Origin of the sequence: Streptomyces sp. NBC_01481 (genome assembly GCF_026339995.1) — a bacterium.
GTDB lineage: Bacteria > Actinomycetota > Actinomycetes > Streptomycetales > Streptomycetaceae > Streptomyces.
This window is the reverse complement of sequence record NZ_JAPEPT010000002.1, coordinates 889,682-909,753: the sequence shown is the minus strand read 5'-3', so window position 1 is coordinate 909,753 and position 20,072 is coordinate 889,682. Positions and strand designations below refer to the sequence as shown.

At 72.6% G+C, this 20,072-nt stretch carries 18 protein-coding genes, 1 tRNA gene, 1 other RNA gene and 1 pseudogene; 9 read left to right on the top strand and 12 right to left on the bottom strand.

What is annotated here, in order from left to right; translation table 11 throughout:
• Positions 1-16: 16 nt before the first annotated feature.
• Together OOK40_RS14820 and ffs are read right to left on the bottom strand one after the other, a co-directional pair.
• Entirely contained in the window at positions 17-2,212 is a 2,196-nt protein-coding gene (locus OOK40_RS14820; RefSeq protein WP_266480863.1) for a DNA polymerase III subunit gamma and tau, read from the bottom strand.
• A 116-nt stretch (positions 2,213-2,328) separates the two neighbouring features.
• An RNA gene (gene ffs, locus OOK40_RS14815) (signal recognition particle sRNA small type) lies at positions 2,329-2,427 on the bottom strand.
• Positions 2,428-2,499: 72 nt separating this feature from the next.
• Here ffs and OOK40_RS14810 point away from each other — a divergent pair.
• Positions 2,500-2,587, top strand: a tRNA-Ser gene (locus OOK40_RS14810).
• 67 nt (positions 2,588-2,654) lie between these two features.
• Here the strand turns inward: OOK40_RS14810 and OOK40_RS14805 are convergent.
• Positions 2,655-3,800: a nitronate monooxygenase family protein gene (locus OOK40_RS14805; RefSeq protein ID WP_266480861.1), complete on the bottom strand. Its 1,146-nt coding sequence runs from the start codon at positions 3,798-3,800 to the stop codon at positions 2,655-2,657.
• Positions 3,801-3,858: 58 nt separating this feature from the next.
• Positions 3,859-4,467, bottom strand: coding sequence for a flavodoxin family protein (locus OOK40_RS14800; protein ID WP_266481744.1), 609 nt, complete (start codon positions 4,465-4,467; stop codon positions 3,859-3,861).
• A 117-nt stretch (positions 4,468-4,584) separates the two neighbouring features.
• On the opposite strand from OOK40_RS14800, the gene OOK40_RS14795 reads away from it, so the two are divergent.
• From OOK40_RS14795 to OOK40_RS14785, 3 genes are all read left to right on the top strand, one after another.
• Positions 4,585-5,178: a TetR/AcrR family transcriptional regulator gene (locus tag OOK40_RS14795; protein ID WP_266480860.1), complete on the top strand. Its 594-nt coding sequence runs from the start codon at positions 4,585-4,587 to the stop codon at positions 5,176-5,178.
• Positions 5,179-5,306: 128 nt separating this feature from the next.
• Positions 5,307-5,522, top strand: coding sequence for a type II toxin-antitoxin system VapB family antitoxin (locus OOK40_RS14790; RefSeq protein ID WP_266480859.1), 216 nt, complete (start codon positions 5,307-5,309; stop codon positions 5,520-5,522).
• On the top strand, positions 5,519-5,941 hold the full coding sequence (locus OOK40_RS14785) for a PIN domain nuclease (protein ID WP_266480857.1): 423 nt from the start codon (positions 5,519-5,521) through the stop codon (positions 5,939-5,941). The genes OOK40_RS14790 and OOK40_RS14785 overlap by 4 nt, the downstream gene beginning before the upstream one ends.
• A gap of 133 nt (positions 5,942-6,074) precedes the next feature.
• Here OOK40_RS14785 and OOK40_RS14780 read toward each other — a convergent pair whose 3' ends face one another.
• Both OOK40_RS14780 and OOK40_RS14775 read right to left on the bottom strand, forming a co-directional pair.
• Positions 6,075-7,295: a PP2C family protein-serine/threonine phosphatase gene (locus OOK40_RS14780; RefSeq protein ID WP_266480856.1), complete on the bottom strand. Its 1,221-nt coding sequence runs from the start codon at positions 7,293-7,295 to the stop codon at positions 6,075-6,077.
• 99 nt (positions 7,296-7,394) lie between these two features.
• Positions 7,395-8,174, bottom strand: coding sequence for an IclR family transcriptional regulator (locus tag OOK40_RS14775; protein ID WP_266480854.1), 780 nt, complete (start codon positions 8,172-8,174; stop codon positions 7,395-7,397).
• 81 nt (positions 8,175-8,255) lie between these two features.
• On the opposite strand from OOK40_RS14775, the pseudogene OOK40_RS14770 reads away from it, so the two are divergent.
• A pseudogene (locus OOK40_RS14770) lies at positions 8,256-8,780 on the top strand (aldo/keto reductase); the annotation flags it as partial.
• Positions 8,781-8,839: 59 nt separating this feature from the next.
• Here OOK40_RS14770 and OOK40_RS14765 read toward each other — a convergent pair.
• On the bottom strand, positions 8,840-9,442 hold the full coding sequence (locus OOK40_RS14765; protein ID WP_266480853.1) for a sigma-70 family RNA polymerase sigma factor: 603 nt from the start codon (positions 9,440-9,442) through the stop codon (positions 8,840-8,842).
• Positions 9,443-9,582: 140 nt separating this feature from the next.
• Entirely contained in the window at positions 9,583-10,227 is a 645-nt protein-coding gene (locus OOK40_RS14760; RefSeq protein WP_266480851.1) for a hypothetical protein, read from the bottom strand.
• A 269-nt stretch (positions 10,228-10,496) separates the two neighbouring features.
• Between OOK40_RS14760 and OOK40_RS14755 the strand changes: the two genes are divergently transcribed.
• On the top strand, positions 10,497-11,627 hold the full coding sequence (locus OOK40_RS14755) for an MFS transporter (RefSeq protein ID WP_266481742.1): 1,131 nt from the start codon (positions 10,497-10,499) through the stop codon (positions 11,625-11,627).
• Positions 11,624-12,610 (top strand): sugar ABC transporter permease, encoded by a 987-nt coding sequence (locus OOK40_RS14750; protein ID WP_266480850.1) that lies wholly within the window; start codon positions 11,624-11,626, stop codon positions 12,608-12,610. Before OOK40_RS14755 ends, OOK40_RS14750 begins: the two co-directional genes overlap by 4 nt.
• A 247-nt stretch (positions 12,611-12,857) precedes the next feature.
• On the opposite strand, the gene OOK40_RS14745 is transcribed toward OOK40_RS14750, so the two are convergent.
• Positions 12,858-13,991, bottom strand: a complete 1,134-nt coding sequence (locus OOK40_RS14745) for an acyl-CoA dehydrogenase family protein (protein ID WP_266481739.1) — start codon at positions 13,989-13,991, stop codon at positions 12,858-12,860.
• A 165-nt stretch (positions 13,992-14,156) separates the two neighbouring features.
• Between OOK40_RS14745 and OOK40_RS14740 the strand changes: the two genes are divergently transcribed.
• Complete coding sequence (locus tag OOK40_RS14740; protein ID WP_266480848.1) at positions 14,157-15,908, top strand: CoA transferase; 1,752 nt, start codon at positions 14,157-14,159, stop codon at positions 15,906-15,908.
• A complete protein-coding gene (locus OOK40_RS14735; protein ID WP_266480846.1) occupies positions 15,905-17,566 on the top strand; it encodes a class I adenylate-forming enzyme family protein in 1,662 nt (553 codons plus the stop codon). The genes OOK40_RS14740 and OOK40_RS14735 overlap by 4 nt, the downstream gene beginning before the upstream one ends.
• A gap of 155 nt (positions 17,567-17,721) precedes the next feature.
• Here OOK40_RS14735 and OOK40_RS14730 read toward each other — a convergent pair whose 3' ends face one another.
• Genes OOK40_RS14730 through OOK40_RS14720 form a run of 3 tightly spaced genes read right to left on the bottom strand, consistent with a single transcriptional unit; the run spans position 17,722 to position 19,981 of the window.
• Complete coding sequence (locus OOK40_RS14730) at positions 17,722-18,525, bottom strand: metal ABC transporter solute-binding protein, Zn/Mn family (RefSeq protein WP_266480844.1); 804 nt, start codon at positions 18,523-18,525, stop codon at positions 17,722-17,724.
• On the bottom strand, positions 18,483-19,349 hold the full coding sequence (locus tag OOK40_RS14725; protein WP_266480842.1) for a metal ABC transporter permease: 867 nt from the start codon (positions 19,347-19,349) through the stop codon (positions 18,483-18,485). Before OOK40_RS14725 ends, OOK40_RS14730 begins: the two co-directional genes overlap by 43 nt.
• Positions 19,346-19,981, bottom strand: coding sequence for an ABC transporter ATP-binding protein (locus tag OOK40_RS14720; RefSeq protein WP_266480840.1), 636 nt, complete (start codon positions 19,979-19,981; stop codon positions 19,346-19,348). Before OOK40_RS14720 ends, OOK40_RS14725 begins: the two co-directional genes overlap by 4 nt.
• Positions 19,982-20,072 lie beyond the last annotated feature (91 nt).

Genomic DNA, 20,072 nt, shown 5'->3' with positions numbered 1-20,072 from the left:
TCCGAGACCTTCTCCCCTATTCGTTTGTGTATTCCTCCACGACGGTGGCACCGAGCTCGCGGACGATCACGTCGATGCCGGAGAGCGCGGAGTCCACGAGGTCGGGGTCGTCCTCCTCCGGCACGTCGTCCTCGGGGGCGACCGGGGGCGGGCTGTGCACGGGGGCGGGGCGCGGGGGCTCGGCCGCGGAGGCCTGCGGGCCCGCCGAGTGTGGAGCTGCCTGGGCGGGCCGGGACGCCGGAGCCGTGGGGGCCGGGGCGGGAGCGGAGTTCTGAGGGGCCGTGGCTTGCGCGGCGGGGGCGGACGGGCCGCGGCCGCCGCCGTATCCGCCGCCGCCACCACCGAAGCCGCCACCGCCGGAGCCGCCTGTCCCTGGGCCGCCTGTGCCGAAGCCGCCTCCGCCACCGGACGGGGGCTGGGCGCCTCCGCCCGGGCCGGCCGTGCCGCCCGACGGGTCGATGATCGCCTCGACCTTCCACTGCACATTGAACTGCTCGGAAAGCGCCTGCTTCAGCACTTCCTCGCTGCCGCTGCTGGCGAAGTTGTCCCGGGCACCTGCGTTGATGAAGCCGAGCTGGAGGGTGGTGCCGTCGAAGCCCGCCACCTGGGCGTTCTGGCTGAGCAGGATCCAGGTGAAACGGCGGCGGTTCTTCACCGCCTCCAGGATGTCCGGCCACATGTTCCGTACCTGACCGGCGCCTTGGACCATGCCGGGAGCGGGGGCAGGTGCGGCGGGCGTGGGCGCGGCGGGAGCGGGGGCCGCGGGCACTGGCTGCTGGCCGCCCTGTCCAGGGGCCGACGCGGTGGGCCATCCGCCGGGACGCCGCCCGGCCTCGGGCGCGGTCGCGGCGGGCCAGGCACCGGGGCGCTGCCCGGCGGGCTGCTGCTGCTCGGCGGGGGAAGCGGAAGGAACCGGAGCGGGCGCTTCGGGAGCAGGGGCGGGGGCTTCGGCAGGCGTGGGCGCGGGGGGTGCGGGTGGCACCGGCGCGTGTGCCTGTGCCGCGGGCCCCGGGACGTACCCCATCGCGGGCCCGGGACCGCCGGTCGAGAACGTCACCCCGCGCTCCAGCTTGTCCAGCCTGGCCTGCGTCGAACGCTCGTCGTCGAAGGCGGCGGGCAGCAGCACCCGCGCGCAGATCAGCTCCAGCTGCAGCCGTGGCGAGGTGGCGCCACGCATTTCCGTAAGCCCCGTGTTGACGAGATCCGCGGCCCGGCTCAGCTCGGCCGCGCCGAAGACGGAGGCCTGCGCCTGCATCCGTTCGACCACATCGGCGGGGGCGTCGATGAGCCCGGTCGTCCCCGCGTCGGGCACGGCGGCCAGGATCACCAGGTCCCGCAGCCGCTCGAGGAGATCGGCGACGAAGCGCCGCGGGTCGTTGCCGCCTTCGATGACCGTGTTGACGACCTGGAAGGCCGCGGCCCCGTCACCCGACGCGAAGGCGTCCACGATCGAGTCGAGCAACGACCCGTCCGTGTACCCGAGGAGGGAGGTGGCCATGGCATACGTCACACCCTCCTCGGCGGCGCCCGCGAGCAACTGGTCCATGACGGACATGGAGTCACGCACGGACCCCCCGCCCGCCCGTACGACGAGCGGCAGCACGCCGTCGGCGACCGGGATGTTCTCCTTGCCGCACACCTCGCCCAGGTAGTCGCGCAGAGTCCCGGGGGGCACCAGCCGGAAGGGGTAGTGGTGCGTACGCGACCGGATGGTGCCGATGACCTTCTCGGGCTCGGTGGTCGCGAAGATGAACTTGAGATGCTCCGGCGGCTCCTCGACCACCTTCAGCAGAGCGTTGAAGCCCTGCGGGGTGACCATGTGCGCCTCATCGATGATGTAGATCTTGTACCGGCTGCTCGCCGGGCCGAAGAAGGCCTTCTCCCGAAGATCACGCGCATCGTCCACACCACCGTGGGACGCGGCGTCGATCTCGATGACATCGATCGACCCCGGCCCGTTCCTCGCGAGGTCGCGGCAGGACTGGCACTCACCGCAGGGCGTGGGTGTGGGCCCCTGCTCGCAGTTCAGACAGCGGGCGAGGATGCGCGCACTGGTCGTCTTGCCGCATCCACGCGGCCCGCTGAACAAGTACGCGTGATTGACCCGGTTGTTCCGCAGGGCCTGCTGCAACGGGTCGGTGACATGCTCCTGCCCGATGACCTCGGCGAAGGACTCGGGGCGATAGCGGCGGTACAGCGCAAGGGACGACACGCCTACGAGGTTATCGGGGCCCACCGACAAGCGGCGCCGCCGTCCAGCCCGTCCGCCGTGCGGCCCGTCGGTCCGTACGCCGCGTCCGCCCCGTTCGTCCGCCCCGCCCGTCCGCAAACGCAAGCGCCCCCCACGCACCCGCCAGAGCCGACCTACCCTTGCTGCCTTCCGGCCCTGGGGGAGTTCAGTCAGATAGCGCCACGTGAGGGGCTCCGCACAGGGTACCTGATGGCAGGGGGTGGGAACGAGTTCGCTAGCACTCCTCAACGTCTTGTATTGTTTGCGGCGGAGGATTCGCCTAGTGGCCTAGGGCGCACGCTTGGAAAGCGTGTTGGGGGCAACCCCTCACGAGTTCGAATCTCGTATCCTCCGCCAGTGCCTCACCGGGCACGATGTCGAAGGGCCCCACCGTTCGCGGTGGGGCCCTTCGTCGTTGTCCGTCTCAGTCTCCGTCTCCGCGGCCTCGCCCCTGGCTAGTCGCGACCAGGTGCCGGTGGCCCAGCGCCGCCTCCGTCCCGGCGATGAGCTCGTCGAGGTAGTCGCGGGCGCCGCGCGGCCGGGTGAGCGCTGCCGCCTGTCCGGACCAGAGGTTGACGTACTCGGCCAGACCGCGCTCCCCGGCCGCTGTGCGCAGCGGCCGGGTGAGCGTGTACTGGAGCGGATACGGCGCCAGTTCGTTCTCGTACGCCAGCGCCTCACGCGTGAAGCGGTTGGGGATCGCCCGCGCAAGCCGTCCCGAGAAGGCCCGGGTCAGTACGGTCGTATGCGCGTCGGGGCCGTGCAGCGCGGCCCTGTGGATTGCGCTCGCGCCGGACTCCTCGGTCGCCAGGAAGCCGGTGCCGATCTGCACTCCGTCCGCCCCCAGCGTCAGCGCGGCGGCGATTCCCCGGCCGTCGGCGATGCCGCCGGCGGCCACGACGGGGATCGACACGGCCTGCGCGACCTGCGGGACGAGGGAGAAGGTCCCCACGAGGGATTCGTTCACGGGGCGCAGGAACGAGCCGCGGTGCCCTCCCGCGTCACTGCCCGAGGCGACGACGGCGTCCATGCCTGCCGCCTCGATCGCGAGGGCCTCCTCGACGGTGGTCGCCGTACCGACGGTCCGGATGCCCCTTCGCCGGGCTTCGTCGAGCACGCGGGCCTCGGGAATGCCCATCACGAAGCTGATCACCGGCGGCTCCGCCGCGAGCAGCGCGTCGATCTGCTCCGCAAATTCCGGGGCGGGCGGTGGCTCCTCCAACTGGCCGGACGGCAGCCCGAGTTCCTCGAACCACGGGCGCAGCAGCCCGGCGTACCGGGCCATCCGGTCACGGTCGGGCGGTGCCACGGCTTCCTCGGGATGCGGGACCCAGAGGTTGACTGCGAAGGGCCGGGCGGTGGCCTTTCGCAGCTCGCCCACGAGCTCGCCGATCCCGTCCGGGGTGAGGATGTGTCCTCCGTACGAGCCGAGCCCGCCGCCCTTGGAGACGGCGGAGGCGAGCGCCACGGACGACAGCCCGCCGCCGAACGGACCCTGCACGATGGGGACTTCGAGGCCCAGCAGCTCGGCGAGGCGGCGGCGGGCCCAGGAGCGCTTCCCTTTGGTCATGACGGTCTTCCTTTCAGGACATGGAGAGCTCTCGGGGCATTCAGGGGATTGAGGGCGTTCACAGCGCGAGGGCGAGCGCCGTGCGGCCCGACACCTGCTCGAGTGCGGCCTCGGCCACCCGGCGCCCGAGGTGCTCGGCGGTCCCCAGGTCCGCCCCGGACGGGGCGTCGTCCGGACCGAGGTCGGACGGCGACTGGGCCATCGCGCCAAGGAAGCCGCCGAGGCGGTTGAGGTCCTCGGGGGTTCCGCTCGTGGAGTACTCACCGCCGGGCGGCAGGCCCAGCGAGACCCAGTTCATGCCGTGCTGCGCGGCGAAGAGCGCGAGGCTGACCAAGACGTTCAGCTTGTCGCCGTTGACGCCGGCGGAGTTGGTGAAGCCGGCAGCGAGCTTTCCGGCCCAGCCCTGCTCCATCCAGACCGGGGCGCTGGCCTCGGCGAATGCCTGGAAGACGGCGGACTGGCTGCCCATGTAGGTCGGTGTACCGAAGACGATCGCATCGGCGCCGGCCAGCGTCTCCCACAGCCGGTCGTCCACGACGGCCACGTCGCACAGCTCGGCCTGGGCTCCGGGCACCGACCCGGCGCCGGCAGCGACCGCACGAGCCTGACGGGCGGTGTGGCCGTAGCCGCTGTGGAAGGCAACGGCGATCGTGATGTTTTTGGGCATGTCGAAGTCCTCGCAGGTCATGGTGTCGGCGGGGTTTCCCACCATCTGCCGAGGAGACTAGATGACCGGTCAACTAAAAGCCACCCCTGATAGTTGACCACCCGTATACTCACCGGCATGGGACGGACGAGCACGGCACGGGAACGACTGCTGGAAGCGGCGTGCGGCCTGATCCTGAGCCGCGGTTACGGCACGATCGGCGTCGCCGAGATCTGTGCTCGCGCGGACGTGAGGAAAGGCAGCTTCTACCACTTCTTCGAGTCGAAGCAGGCCCTGACGATCGAGGCGATCAACGCCCACTGGGCGGCCCAGCAGGCCGGCTGGGTGGCGACCCTGCGCAGCGACGGGTCGGCGGAGGGCAGGCTGGAACGGCTCTTCCTCGACCAGGCTGCCGCCCAGCGCACGGCGAAGACAGAGGGCGGCGCGGTCAACGGCTGCCTGTTCGGCAATCTGGCGCTGGAGCTGAGCACCCAGGACGCGGTCGTCCAATCCCGGCTGACGGAGATCTTCGACGAGCAGATCGACCTGGTCCACGCCACGCTCGCGGATGGGGCGGAACAGGGCACGATCCCTGCCCAGGCCGCGACCCGCGCCACCGCCCGCGCGGTACTCGCCCAGCTGGAAGGCATGGTCATGTTCGCGAAGCTGGCGAATGACCCGTCTGTGCTGGACGGGCTTTGGGCACAGACCTCCCGGCTACTGCGGAGCTAGTCCGCCTGCGTCCGGCGTCACGACGCGCGAGCCACCGGGGACTGCTACGCGGCGTTACCGTCCGGGGCACCCGAGGCATCATGCGAGATGTACTTTGCACACCAATCGATATCCAAGGAGGTGCCTCGATGAGCCGCACCGTGATCGATCTCGATGACGACCTGCTTGCCAACGTGGCCCAGGCACTCGGTACGAGCACCAAGAAGGAGACGGTCAACACCGCTCTGCGCGAGGTGCTGGAGAACCGTCGGAGGGCACTCGCACTCGCCCGGCTGCGCGGCGCGGCAGACGACGGCGCCTTCGACCTGAACCTCTTCGAGGACAAGAGGAACTACCGACGGTGAACGCAGCGCAGTTCCTGATCGACACCAGCGCTCTCGCACGGTTCATGCGAAGCGATGCCGAGCAGTACGGGTGGGATCAGGCCGCTTCGGCTGGTCTCATCGCAACGTGCCCGATCACAGAGCTGGAGTTCTTCCACAGCGCCCGATCCGTCGAGGACCGCGCACAGGGCATCGAGGACATGCGGCTGCTCTTCGGCTGGGTGCCGGTCGACGACCGCGCCTACACCCGCGCATGGCAGGTGCAGGAACTGCTCACCCGACGAGGACAGCGCCGCAGCGCCGGCGCTGTGGACCTTGTTGTAGCCGCCACCGCCGAACTACAGGGGCTGACCCTCTTGCACCGTGACCGCGACTTCGAGTGCATCGCCACTGTCACCGGCCAGGCCCTCCAGTGGTACGGCCCCGAAGCCGGCAAGTGAACTCGCGCTGGTCTCATTCGCGCGTGTACAAGCACCGTTCGGTGACTCGCGAGGGAAGAACAGAGTCGTACGGTTCCGTCCTCACGACCCCAGGCCGAGGCAGTGGGGCCCTTCGACGTTGTCCGCCCCTCCGTCACAACCGCGCCTCCTCCACAGCTGCCTTCGGGCCCTTCGGCTGGGCACATACGTGCCCGGCGGCTGCGACCGGCTTGCGGAGCAGGAGCAGCGCCGCGTCGTCGTGGAGGCGGCCGCCGACGTGTGCCTGCAGTTCGTCGTGGAGCCCGGCAAGGGTGCGGGAGGGCTCGTCCGACACGTGATGTGCCACCCGCTCGGCGAGCGGGTAGAACTCACGGCCGTGGTTGCGGGCCTCGGTGACACCGTCGGTGTAGAGGAGCAGTTGGTCGCCCTCGGCGAAGGGCAGCACCTGGAGACTCGGCGTCTCGCCGGAGAGGGCGCGCAGCCCGAGCGGGGGAGCCGGATGCGTCGGCTCGACGGGCAGGACGGCGGAATCGCGGACCAGCAGCGGCGGGGCGTGTCCGCAGTTGACCACCTCCATGCGTCCGGACTCGGGGTGTCCGACGACGACCGCGGTGACGAAGTCGTCGGCACCGAGGTTGCGCGCCAGGCTCCGTTCGATTCTGCCGACGACGTCGAGGAGGTCCGGCTCGTCGTAGGCGGCCTCGCGGAAGACACCGAGGACCAGGGCGGCGGTGCTCACCGCGGGCAGGCCCTTGCCGCGCACGTCGCCGACGATCATCCTCACCCCGTACTCGGTGGGCACCAGCGCGTAGAGGTCCCCGCCGATGCGGGCCTCCGCCGCGGCGGCGCTGTAGCGGACGGCCACCTGGAACTCGCCGACCGTCGCCGGTATGGGCTTGAGTAGCGCGTGCTGGGCGGCCTCGGCGACCGAGCGGACGGCCGCCAGTACCCGTTCGCGGCGTACGCGCAACGCACTGGCCAGGGCGCTCGCCAGCGTCACGGCGCACAGCGAGGACAGCACGATCGCCTGCTCGCGGCCCGGCGCACCGCCCCTGGCGCCGAGTGCGGCGCCCAGCGCCACGGCGAGGAGGCCGATCCGCAGGACTCCCCACGGCCTGCTGGTGGCGGCGGCCAGCGCGGGCCCGACGGCGAGCAGGGGCACCCAGCTCAGTCCGGCTCCGCCGATGAGGCCGACCAGAGCGACGGCACAGACGATCAGTACGGGCGCGACGGCGGCGAGGTGCGCGGCTGTACCTGTGTGCCCCGGCGTCGCCGCCCGCGAATCGGCCGGGCGCTTCGTGAGCCGTTGAGTGAGCCGCTGCGTGCGCTGCCAGATCGGCCGGCGGTCACGCTGATGATCCCGGTCGTGGCTCATATCCTCTGCCGCAACTCTCCTGGTTCACGGCGCGCACGCCTGAATGTCCGTTTCCTCCAGGGAACAGGTAGCCGAGGCCTCGCCGCAAGGACGGGATTTTCAGATAGTGAGCGAAAGACCCCTGGTCACGCGGCTCGCGGTCGGGAGCAGTCGGGCTCGGACCTCTTCGAGCCGCGCCCGGGCCTCTTCGACACGGGGGAGCCGGTCGGCCCGGAGGGAGACGCCGAGCGAGCCAAGGGTGTTCCCGCTGTACACGGGCACCGCGACGCAGACCGTACCGAGGGAGTACTCCTCCATGTCCATGGCGCCGGGGGCGATGGGCGATGTGTCGAGTCGCCGGAGCAGTTCGGAGCGGCTGGTGATGGTGCGGGGCGTGAGGTCGGCGAGCGTGTGCCGGGAGAGGTAGTCGTTGCGGGAGGCGTCGTCCAGCTCGCGCAGCACGCACTTGCCCAGCGCGGTGGCATGCCCGGCGTCCTCGAATCCCACCCAGAGATCGACCCGTGGTGTCCGGGGTCCGTCGACGATGTCGGCTACTCGGATCTCGCCCTCCTCGTAGAAGGTCAGGTACGTGGCGGCCGAGAGTTCGTCGCGCAGAGCGGCCAGCGTGGGACGGACACGGGTGAGCAGCCCCTGCCCGCGGCTTCCGGTGTGCAGCGAGTGCAGCCTGTCCCCGATGACGAACGCGCCGTCGTCCAGTTTCCGCAGATAGCCGTCGTGGGTCAGGGTCCGCAGCAGGTGGTACGTGGTGGCCAGGGGCAGCCCTGCCTCACGTGCCAGCTGCTTCGCCGGGGCGCCGCCCTCGTGGGCCCCTGCGGCCTCCATCAAGCGGAAGGCCCGCTGCACGGATCGGATGAGCGTGGGGCCGTCCTGAGCACCCATGCCACAAGCTTGCGCCCGGCGCCCGGCACCAGCAAGGCACCACCACGGCACGAGCAAGGCAGCTCGCGATCAACGAGGCCGGTCGCCGACGGCACCGCCGGTCTCCTCGGCGTGAGCAACCACTGGGCGTGGCGGGTCGAGCGAGCCCGTTCGCTGGCGGCGGCGGCCGGGCTGCCCGGCTTCGAGGTGCTCCAGTACCACCACAGCTATCTGCGACGCCGCACCGACCGGCCGACGCTGCGCTCCCCCGACGGCGAGGTCGGCGTGGTCTCCGGGGACCTGCTCAGCTATCTGCGGGCCGAGCCCGAGCTGGCGCTGGTCGCGTACTCGCCGCTGCTGGCCGGGAGTTACGTACGCGAGGACAAGCCCCTGGACGCAGGCTTCGACCACGCGGGCACGCCCGCACGGCTCGCGGCGCTGCGCGATGTGGCCAAGGAGACGGGGGCGACGGTCAACCAGGTCGTACTGGCCTGGCTGATCGGCGGCGAGATCCCGGTGATCCCGCTGGTCGGGGCGTCGTCGGTGGCGCAGATTGACGAGAGTCCGGCCGCGGTGGACCTGGAGCTGACGGCGGAGCAGCGGGCGAAGCTCGACGCGGCCGGGTAAGTCGCAGCCGTGTGAGGGGAGGGCCGTCGGACCCGGCCGGGTCCGACGGCCTCCATGAGTCAGACGGCGACCGGCTGTTCCGCCTCGTGCAGCAGGCCGACCAGCGAGCTGCGTGCGCGGGCCACCCGGGAGCGGACGGTGCCCACGGGGCAGCCGCTGACCTGGGCGGCCTCGGCGTAGGGCAATCCCAGCAACTGTGTGAGGACAAAGGCCTCCCGGCGCTCGTCGGGCAGCGTGGCCAGGAGTTCGCCGAGGGCTATGCCGTCGTCGAAGCCGGGCAGGTTGCGGGACTGGGCGCGCTCCGCGGCGGACTGCCAGTCGTCCGTGTCCGCGAGCCGGGGGCGGGCCGCGGTGTGCCGGAGGCTGTCGATCACCGCGCGCCGGGCTATGGAGAGCAGCCAGGTACGGGCCGACGAGCGGCCTTCGAAGCGGTGCAGGCTGCCGAGCGCCCGCAGGAAGGTGTCCTGGGTCAGATCGTCGGCAGCCTGCGGGTCGGCGCTGAGGTAGGCCACGTACCGGCGTACGTCGCGGTGCAGGGCGCGTACGAATCGCTCGACGGCCAGGGGATCACCGCCGCGTGCGTCGAGCGCCCATGCGGTGATCGCGTCGTCGGTCGTACATCGCGTCGTACGGGGCACGGTCGAGGTCAGGGCAGATTTCATTGCCTGATGTCCTTCTCGGAATCCGGGAATCCGGAGCCGCGCGAGGGCGGGTCCGGTGAGTCGTACGGCCGCGCGCACAGAGCGCGGCCGATGCCCGAGCGCCTGGGGTGAGCCCCACGGCGGCGTCGGGGAACCGGCTGTCAGCTGACAGCGGTCCCCGTGGGCGGACCCCGAGTGGTGAGGGCGTGAGCGAGCAGCAACTGCCGTGGCGTACGCGCGCGGCGGCTGCGCCGGACGCGGATACGCGGCGGACGGTGCGGCAGTGCGGGGACGCGGACCGGCAGCCGGAGCGGGGCGACGAGCCGGTCGGCGAGTGCGCGCAGGATCCGGAACGCCGCGCGTTCGCCGTACGCGAGCCAGAGGCCGCTCAGCAGCGCGGCCAGCAGGTGGGCTGCGAGCATTCCGGTCGACGACGCCATGCCGCCGCCAGTCATGTCGTGTGCCGTCGATGCAATGGACTCCATCGACTGCCCCGAGCCCATGGGGTGTTGGTGATGCATCGACGGCATGTGCGGAGCAGTCGGCAGGACCGCCGTCTGGGCAAGCGAGAACGCGGTGTGCAGTGCGGTCTGCGCGGCGACGGCGAACAAGACGACCGGGAGCAGGGTGCGTTCCCGCTCGGCCAGACTCCAGGCCGCGGCCCCGGTGATCACCGCTCCGGCGCCCACCGTCCACCAGGGGACGCCCGTCTCCGACATCAGTACGTGGCCGATGACCGCGAGCAGCACACAGACGGCCGCGAACACCGCAGCCCGTACCGCGCGCACACCCCGTCCGACAGTCATGGCGGGGCTCATCCTCGCATCCGGCTCGCGTTCATCAAGGGTGGGTACGGAAGTTCCCGAGCCGCGCTCAAGCTCCGGCGCGTGATTCAAGCCACAGGAAATCGCGGGAACTTGAAGCCCCTTCCGTACGACTCCTGCCACGACCCGGGGGACTTCCCGGGCGGCGAAGGGACGGAGACGCACGGGTGGGGACGGAGCACAAGGACGCGGCCGCGGCCACGGATGCGGCCCGTCCGGCGCGTGCGCCGACCGCGTTGCTGACCTGCGCGATGGCCTTCTCGATGATGCAGCTGTTCCTGCTCGGGGCGCTGGGTCCGCGGCTCGTGGACGAACTGGACGTCTCGCCGACTCTGCTGGGCCTCACGACGACCGTCGGCTTCGGCGCGGCGGCCGTGCTCTCGCCGGTCGGCGGCCGCGTGGTGGACCGCGTGGGGCCGCGCCGCTGTCTGGTCGCGCTGCTTCTCGTCTCCGCCGTGGCCCTTGCCCTCATCGGATCGGCGCCCGGCGCGGGTCTGCTGCTGGCGGCGGTCGCGCTCGGCGGGCTGCCGCAGGCACTGGCCAACCCGGCCACCAACAAGGCGATCCTGGCCACCGTCCCGCCCGAACGGCGCGGCTCGGTGACCGGGATGAAGCAGTCCGGCGTCCAGCTCGGGGCCTTCGCCGCCGGGCTGCCGCTCGCGGCGCTCGCCGGGGTCGCGGGCTGGCGGGGCGCGGTGTGGACGGCGGCGGGTGCCGCGGTGGTGGCGGCCGCCTGGGCGGCGCGGACACTGCCCCGGGACGTGCCCCGGGTTGGCAGCAGTACGCCGGGGGCGCGCTCCTCGCTCGTACCGCGGGGCGCGATCGCCTGGCTCGCGGCGTTCTCGCTGCTGCTCGGCTGCGGGATCGCCTCGGTCAATACGTATCTCTCGCTGTACGGCACACAACGGCTCGGCCTCGGGCCCACGGCGGCCGGTGCGCTCGTCGCCGTGCTGGGGGTCGCGGGCGTCGCGGGCCGGGTCGGCTGGTCGAAGGTGGCGGGGCAGCCCGCGCGTGCCGTATGGCTGCCCGGCGGGCTGGCCGCGGGGGCGGTGGGAGCTGCCCTGTTGCTGGCCGCCGCGTCCTTCGCCCACCCGCTGGCATGGGTCGCGGCGGTCGCCGTCGGTGTCTTCGCGGTCGCCGCCAACGCGGTGTCGATGGTGCTCGTCATGCAGCGCGCGACGCCGGGGCGGGCGGGGCAGGACTCGGCGCTGGTCTCGGCGGGGTTCTTCGCCGGATTCGCCGTCGGGCCACCGCTGTTCGGGCTGCTGGCGGAGTCGGGGCGGTACGGGACGGGGTGGCTGCTGGTCGCCGTCGAGTTCGCGGGGGCGTGTGCCGTGGCGGTGTGGTGGGCGGTACGGGACCGGGGCGGGGTGAAACGGTGAGTGCAGCGCCGGCGCCGGAGTGGGCCGCGCCCGCGCTTGCCAGGATCCTCGACCGGGTCGCCGTCACGCGGGCCGAAGTCGGCGAGCGCTTCCCGCTGTTCGCGGACCCCGACACCGGGCGATGGAGGACCACCGGGCGCGGTTCCTGGACCGGCGGGTTCTGGGCCGGGCTGCTGTGGCTGCGCGCCCGCCACACCGGTGAGGCCTCCGACCGGTGGGCCGCGGCGGCGTGCACGGCGCGCCTCGCCGACTGGGTGGACGCCGACACCGCCACGCGCGGGCTGATCCTCTGGTACGGGACGGCGCTCGCCGATGACGAGGCGTCTGTACGGCTGCGCGGACGGGCCGCCCGCGCCTGCCTGAAGTCCTTCGACCCCGAACTGGGCCTCGTCCCCTGGGGTTCGGCCTTCGGCGGCCCCCGGCTGCTGGCCCGCGCCGACGCGGTGCCGGGGATGGTGCCGCTGCTCGCGGCGGTGGACGCGGGGGCGGCCGAGAGCCACCTGTGGACGCACCTCGAACTGTGCCGGGGAAACGGGGCGTCGCGCTTCGACTCCGCGGCGGGCGGGTGGGTTCCGCACCCCGAACCGACGCCCGGCTGGAGCAGGGGGCGGGCCTGGCTGCTGCTCGCGGCGGCGGACGCGGCGGGGCGGCTGGATGCGGCCGATCTGCGCGACCTCACCGACGAGTTGACCGACACCCGGCTGGTCCCCCCGGCCGACGACGCCTATCCCGACGGCCCCCTCGACACCTCCGCCGCCGCGATCACGGCGGTGGCGCTGCTCAAACTGGGCCGCCGAGAGCAGGCGGTGGCGGTGCTGGAGGAGCTCGTACGGGTGCACCTGGGGGAGGACGGGGGGCTGCGGGAGGGGTGCTACGACCTGGGCGGGGGTGTGGCGGTGCGGCACGAGCTGGTGTGGGGGGACTTCTTTCTGGCGGTGGGGGTGGGGGTGCTGGTGGGGTTGGTGGGGGTGGGGGAGGTCTAGGGGGTGCGGGGCGCGGGGCGGTGCGCGGGGCGGGTGCGGGGGACCTGTTCCCCGACCCGCCCCCCATGGCGGGGCTCCGCCCCGGACCCCGTATGCGACCTTCGGCCGCCTGTCCTCAATCGCCGGACAGGCTGAATGTGCGGCCCTGCCGCACACCCAGCCCCGCCGGCGTTTGAGGCGCGGTCCCGGACGCGAAATTCAGCCCCGCCGACCATTGAGGCGCGGGAGTCCGGGGGCGAAGCCCCCGTCAAGGCGAACGCAGCACCCGCCGTGCCACCGACACCACGTGAAGCTCGTCCGGGCCGTCCAGGATCCGTGCCATCCTTCCCATCCGGAACAGCCCCGGCAGCGCCGTGTCCGGGCCCAGGCCCGCCGCGCCGTGGATCTGGATCGCCGCGTCCGCGACCTGCTGGAGCATCCTCGCCGCCGCGACCTTCGCGAGGCCCACCTCCACGTGGGCGTCGCGCCCCGAGTCGAGGTGCACCACGGCCTCGTACACCAGCGGGCGGGTCGTGCGCAGTGCGAGCAGCGCGTCGAAGAGGTGTTGCTGGACGAGCTGGAGGTCGGCGAGCGGGCCCCGTGACCGGGTTCGGGTGAGGGCTCTTTCGCGCATCAGGTCGAAGGCGCGGCGGGCCTGGCCGAGCCAGCGCAGGCAGCGCAGGGTGCGGCCGAGTTGCAGTCGTTCGCCCGCGATGGCCAGGGCCCTGCCGGGTTCGCCGAGCAGATGGTCCGCGGGCACCGGGATCTCGTCGAGGGCGATCTCCCACTGGCCGCCCGCGCCCAGGACGCGCAGTTCGCGTACGACCCGGAAGCCGGGTGCGTCCGTCGGGACGAGGAGCAGGGACAGCCCGTCGCGGTCCGGCGGCGCGCCGCCGGTGCGGGCGAGGACGGTGACCACATCGGCGTCGCCGGCGCCGCTCGCGAACCACTTGCGGCCGGTCACCGTCCAGCCGCCGTCCGGCGCGGGCTCGGCGCGGGTCTCGGTGAGAAAGGGGTCGGTGCCGGGGACTTCGGGTTCTGTCATCGCGTACGAGCTGCGCAGCTCCCCGGCGACCAGCCGCCGCGGATAGTTCTCGCGGACCCGGGCACTGCCGTGCCGCCGCAGCATCTGCACATCCAGCAGGGAGGCCGAGCCGAGCGCCGCGGGCCCGTGGTCGCTGGCGCCCTCCGCCTCGGCGATGTGCGCGTACGAGCGAAGGGGAAGTCCCTGGCCGCCGAGTTCGGCGGGCAGGGGCAGCGCCCACAGGCCCTGTTCCTTGGCCTCCTGCCGCAGCCCGCGCAGAACGGCGGCCGCATCCTTCCCGCCGGCATCGAGGACTGGCTCCTGCGGCATGACCTGCCGGCATACGAAGTCGGCAACACGATCTCTCAACTCCCTTATGTCCGACGGACATTCGGGAAGGCCCTCCGTCACCGGCACCTCTGGCTGCACCACTTTCCTCCGGCCTTCCGGGAACCCATGGGAACGTCTGTCCGACTGCCTCTCACACGGAACAGGTCGGGCGCGACAGTCCCCTGGTTCCCACCGCTTCGGGAGAGGAGAGGCATGGCATCACCTGCCACCACGCGGACCGTCCGGCCGCTGGACGGCCTGCGCACGCGGGCCTCGGGGCCGCCGGGTCCCGGCGCCGGGCTCGTCACGGAGCATCTGCGGCTGCTGGGCGCCGGGGCGGATGACGCCGAGGGGTCCGAGATCGTCGTCGACGGCGCCGGGTTCGGGGCTCTCACCGCCCGCACCACCTGGGCGGACACTGCGCGCGACGTGACCGACGAGGCGACCGTGCAGGCCGCCACGGGGATCATGGCGGTGCACGGGCGGCGCGACGGCGGCCCGCGCGGGATCGCCGCCGACTACTCCGCCACCGCCTCCGCCGTACTGACCGTCCAGGGAGTGCTCGCGGGTCTGCTGGCCCAGGCACGCGGCGGCCGGATCGCCGAGGTGTCGACGAGCGCGGACCGGGCGGGGCTGCTGGCCGTCTCGCAGTATCTGGCCGCGGCCGGTGCCGACGAGGGCGAGGCGGCCGAACTCACCCCGGGCGGGCCGCCCTTCACCTCGGCCGACGGGATCGTCTTCGAGCTGGAGACCCTGGATCCGGGGGTGTGGGCGGTCTTCTGGCGTGCGCTCGGCGCTCCGGAGGATGCGATACGGGCGGGCTGGCGGCCCTTCCAGTTCCGTTACGCCACGGCCTGCGCGCCGTTCCCCGGCGCACTGCATTCCACGGTCCGTGACAGCGACTGGGAGCGGATCCGGTACGCGGCCGAGGCTTCCGGCGCGGAAGTGTGCCCGCTGCGTTCCCTGGCAGACCGGGGTATCGAGGACGCTCCCCCGTGGACGCTGGCCCCGCACGCAGCCGCGTACACCACGGGCCGCGCTCCGAGCGGGCTGCCGCTCGCCGGGCTGACCGTCCTGGAGGCGGGCCGCCGTATCCAAGCACCGCTCGCCGCCCATCTGTTGGGACTGCTCGGCGCCGACGTCGTCCGTATCGAACCGCCCGGCGGCGACCCACTGCGCGGCATGCCGCCCGCCTGCTCAGGAATCTCCGCGCGCTGGCTCGCGCTCAACCGGGGCAAGCAGGCCGTCGAGATCGACATCAAAGCGGAAGACGACCGGCGGCGGCTGCGCGAGATGGCGGCCGGGGCGGACGTCTTCCTGCACAACTGGGCCCCCGGCAAGGCCGCCGAACTCGGCCTCGACCACGATCAGCTGGCCGCGGCCAACCCCGCGCTCGTCTACGCGTACACCAGCGGCTGGGCCGGTCGGCTGCCCGGCGCACCCATGGGCACCGACTTCATGGTCCAGGCCCGTACCGGCGTCGGCGAGGCCGTCCGGCCGGACGGTGAACCGCCCGCGCCCTCGCTGATGACCCTGCTCGATGTGCTCGGCGGGCTGCTCGGCGCGGAAGCGGTCCTGGCCGGGCTGCTGCTGCGGGAGCGCACCGGTCACGGCGTGCGGGTGGACTCCTCCCTCCTGGGCGCGGCCGATGTCCTGACCGCGCCCGCCCGCCGCCGGGCAGCGCAGGGTCTCGCCCCGCGCCGTCCGGCCGGATTCCGCCGTCCGCTGCCCACCGCTGACGGCTGGATCGCACCCACCGACTCGTGCGCGGCCGCGGCCGCCGCGTACGACCTGGGCGCACTGCCCACCGCAGACGCCCTCGCGCAGCTGCGCACGCACGGTCTGGCCGCGACCGCGGTCACCACCGACCTGGCCGCACTGCATCACGACCCGCGCTTCTCCGGCTCGATCAGCCGGGACGCGCACGGTGCACCTGCCGTTCCCGACCCCTGGAGCTTCCTGTGACCGTCGCCCTGCACGATCTGCTGCCCGCCGAGCTGCGCCGTTCCTGGACCGTCGACGGCACCTGCCCCGACCTCGACGTCTACAGCCTCTACCGGGCCCGCCAGATCGCCGATCTGCATCGCACGGCGGTGATCGATGCCAAGGGGAAGCTCTGTTTCACGGCGCTGGACCGCAAGGTGCGATGTCTGGCCGCCGGCCTCACCGCTCTGGGCATACGTCCCGGCGACGTGGTCGGCGTCCAGCTCCCCGGCACCCGCAACGCCGTCATCGCCGATCTCGCGCTGGCCGCGATCGGCGCGGTCGCGCTGCCGTTCCCGGTCGGCCGGGGCGGCCGCGAGGCGGCCTCGCTGCTGAGCAGATCCGAGGCGGTCGGCGTGATCGCCGCCATCGAACACCGCGGCCGCGCGCACGCCGCCGATCTGCTCGCCCTGGCCGCCGAACTGCCCGCCCTGCGCACCGTGATCGCCGCCGGCCCGGGCGAGGCGCCCGAAGGGTCCGTGGCGCTGTCGCAGATGCTGCGCACCGACGCCGGCGCCTTCGTCCCGGCCCGCCCCGACCCCGATGCGGCCGTACGCATCCTGGTCTCGTCCGGCTCCGAGTCCGAGCCGAAGATGATCGCGTACTCGCACAACGCGCTGGCCGGCGGCCGCGGCAACTTCCTGGCCTCCCTGATGAAGGACGGACAGCCGCCGCGCTGTCTCTTCCTCGTCCCGCTCGCCTCCGCCTTCGGCAGTAACGCCACCGCGGTCGCCCTCGCCCGGCACGGCGGAACCCTGGTCCTGCTCGACCACTTCACGCCCGAGGCCGCCCTGGACGCCATCGCCGAGCACGAGCCGACGCATGTGCTGGGCGTGCCGACGATGATCCGGATGATGCTCGACGAACTCGCCGAGCGGCCGCGCGAACTCCCGGCGCCCACCGCGCTGGTGCTCGGCGGCTCCGTACTCGACGCGGCCACGGCCGATGAGGCGCGCCACGTCTTTCGCTGCCCGGTCGTCAATCTGTACGGGTCGGCGGACGGCGTCAACTGCCATACGGGACTGGGGGACCGGCCCGCGTCCGCGCCGGGTCCCGGCGTGCTCGCCGGGCATCCCGATCCCCGCGTCGCCGACATCCGTATCGCCGTCCCCGGCACGCGCGAGATGCGGGAGGCACCCGCGGGAGCCGTCGGCGAGATCGTCGCCCGCGGTCCGATGACGCCGCTGTGCTACGTGGGCGCGCCCGAGCTCGACGCGCGCTACCGCACGGCCGACGGATGGGTCCGCACCGGAGATCTGGGGCTCCTGGAGGAGGACGGGGCGCTGCGGATCGTGGGCCGCCTCAAGGACGTGGTGATCCGTGGCGGGGCCAACATCAGCCCGGCGGAGGTCGAGATCGAACTGGCCGCGCATCCGGGGATACGGGACGTGGTGTGCGTCGGCGTGCCCGACCCGCTGATGGGCGAGCGGCTCGCGGCGTGCGTGGTCACGAGGGACGGACAGGCCGCGGTGACACTGGACGAGCTGGGCGCCTATCTGGACGCGAGGGGCGTGGAGCGCCGTAAACACCCGGAGCGGCTGCTGGTCCTGGCATCGGTGCCGCTGACCCCCGCGGGAAAGCCGGACCGTGGGGCGCTGCGGGAGCGGTTCGCCGGTGCGGAGTTGGTCGAGGCGGTCTGACCTCGGGTCCGTCCTCAACCCCCGGACGGGCTGGATTTTCCGGCCCGTCCGGCGATTGAAGTGCGGGTCACCCCGCTGCGGTTCGCCCGCGGTACCACCCACGGACAGCAACCACCAACGCCCCCTGGCCCACGCTCACCACGACCCCGGTGACTTCACGACTTGGCCAGCGCCGCCTTCACCGCTGCCGCGGCGTCCCGGTACACCGGCAGCAGATCCAGGTCCTTCCCGGGGAAGTTGACGATCTTCACCTGCTCCGCACCGGAGTCCGGCAGCACTGTCCCCGTCGACATGTGCGCGTTGTCCAGCACGAGCTCCGGCTTCTTCGCCGACAGCTCCGACAGCTGCTTCGCGCTCACCGCCTCGGGCCCGTACGTCCCCACCACCTGCGCGCCCGCCATCTTCGCCGACCACGCGGTGAACACCTGCGTGACCACGGACGGAGCCTTTCCGCCCGGCCAGGCCGCCTTCAACTCCCGCTGCAGACCTGCGTACTGGGTCCCGAAGCCCTTCTGCCACGTCGCCGCGGCGGACTCGGTCCCGAACAGCTTGCCCAGCCGGGCGACCTCGCCCGTCACCTTGCCCGCGTCGTTGTCGAGGTTCACCTCGACCAGCTTCGCGTCGGAGCCCGCGGCCGCCTTGATCTTCTCCGCGTACGGCTCGAAGGGCGCGTAGAGCACGAAGTCGGCGTCGGCCACCGCCGCGAGGTCGGACGGTTTGGGGTCGTAGTCGGGGGCGTGCTGCACCGACTGCGGGACGATCACCTTGACGTCCTTCGCGCCCGCGGCCTTGGCGAAGGCGCCCTCCCAGGTCGTGGTCGCGACAACCACCGGGGCACCGTCGTGCGGATGCCCGTCGTCTTTGGACGAGGCGTCCGAGCTGCCGCCGCAGCCCGCGGTCAGGGCAAGGACGGTGGTCAGTGCGAGGAGGGAAGCGATGCGGACGCGGTTGCGCGCCATGGGCGGATTCTCCGTTCGGGGACGAGATGGACGCCGAGGGCCACGGCCCCGGCGGTCAGGACAAGGACGGGACCGGGCGGCAGGTCCAGCCGGAGGGCGATCAGGAAGCCGGTCGCGTTGACGGCGACGCCGATGCCGACGGCCCAGGCGGTGATGGACCTCAGCGAAGAACCGAGGCGGCGCGCGGCGAGTGCGGGCAGCAGGGTCAGCGCGTCGACGAGGAGCGCGCCGGTCAGCTTGATCGCACCGGCGACGGCCACCGCGACCAGGACGAGCAGGACGAGGGTGAGGCGTTCGACCCGTACGCCGGAGCAGAGGGCGAGTTCACGGTCGTACAGCAGCAGGGCGATGTCGCGCCGCCGCCACCAGAAGAGGCCGGGCACCACGAAGGCGAGCGCGCCCAGCACCCACAGGTCTGCGGTGCCCACCGAGAGGATCGACCCCCACAGCAGAGCGAACGCACCCGCGGCGTTGACTCCCGAGACCGAGAGCACCAGCAGCGCGGCGGCGATGGCCAGACTCATCAGCAGGCCCATCGCGCCGGAGAGCCCGTCGGGTGTACGGGCGAGCGGCGCGACTCCGGCGCCCGCGAGAGCGCAGGCGAGCAGCGCGCACAGCATGGGGTCGAGGCCGGTGAGCAGCCCGACGGCGATCCCCAGCAGGGCCACATGCATCATCGCGAACCGCACCGGCATGATGTCGAGACCGACGATCACGACGCCGACGACCGGAAGCCCGACGGCGGCCAACAACAGGGCGAAGCCCGCGCGTTGTACGGGGACGAGCTGCAACAGCGCGCCGATGTCGGCGGCGGCGAGTGTCATACGACCTCCCGCAGCCGGCCGGCGGCCATCTCCAGGACGCGCTCGCAGCGGTCTGCCAGGGCACGGTCGTGGGTCACCACGACGAGGGTCGCGGGCAGGGACAGCAGGACGTCGGCGGCCTCCTCCTGGCCGGCGAAGTCGAGCGCGGCGGTGGGCTCGTCGGCAAGCAGCACCCCGGCCCCGGCGGCGACGGCACCGGCGGCCCGGGCCAGATACATACGCTGCAACTGGCCGCCGGACAGGGTGTGCAGCGGACGCCCGGTCAGGTGGCCGACGCCCAGTTTCTCCGCTGCTTCCTCGGCCTCGGCCGCCGCGCCGCTGCTGGTCAGCAACTCCCCGGCCAGCAGCGGAAAGCGCCCGGCCGCGGGCTTCTGCGGAATCCACGCACATGCCCGCCGCCGCCAGGCCCACTCGGCCGGGGTGCGGGCCGGACGCCCGCCGACGAGTATCTCGCCGCCAGCGGTCCGGTGCAGGCCGAGCAGGGCCCGTAGCAGTGTGGTCTTGCCGGAGCCGTTGGTGCCGGTCAGCGCCACCCGCTCGCCGGGCGCGATGTCGAGATCCACGGCGCGTACGGCTTCGACACGGCCGTGCCGGCAGCCGACCCGGCGCATCCGCACGTCAAGCCCGCCCATTCCACCTCCCGTTCGGTCACCCAGGTACGGGAGAGGAGTCGGACGGCGGGGCCGATGAGTTCCCGGGCTGGAGCTGCGTCATCGATCAACT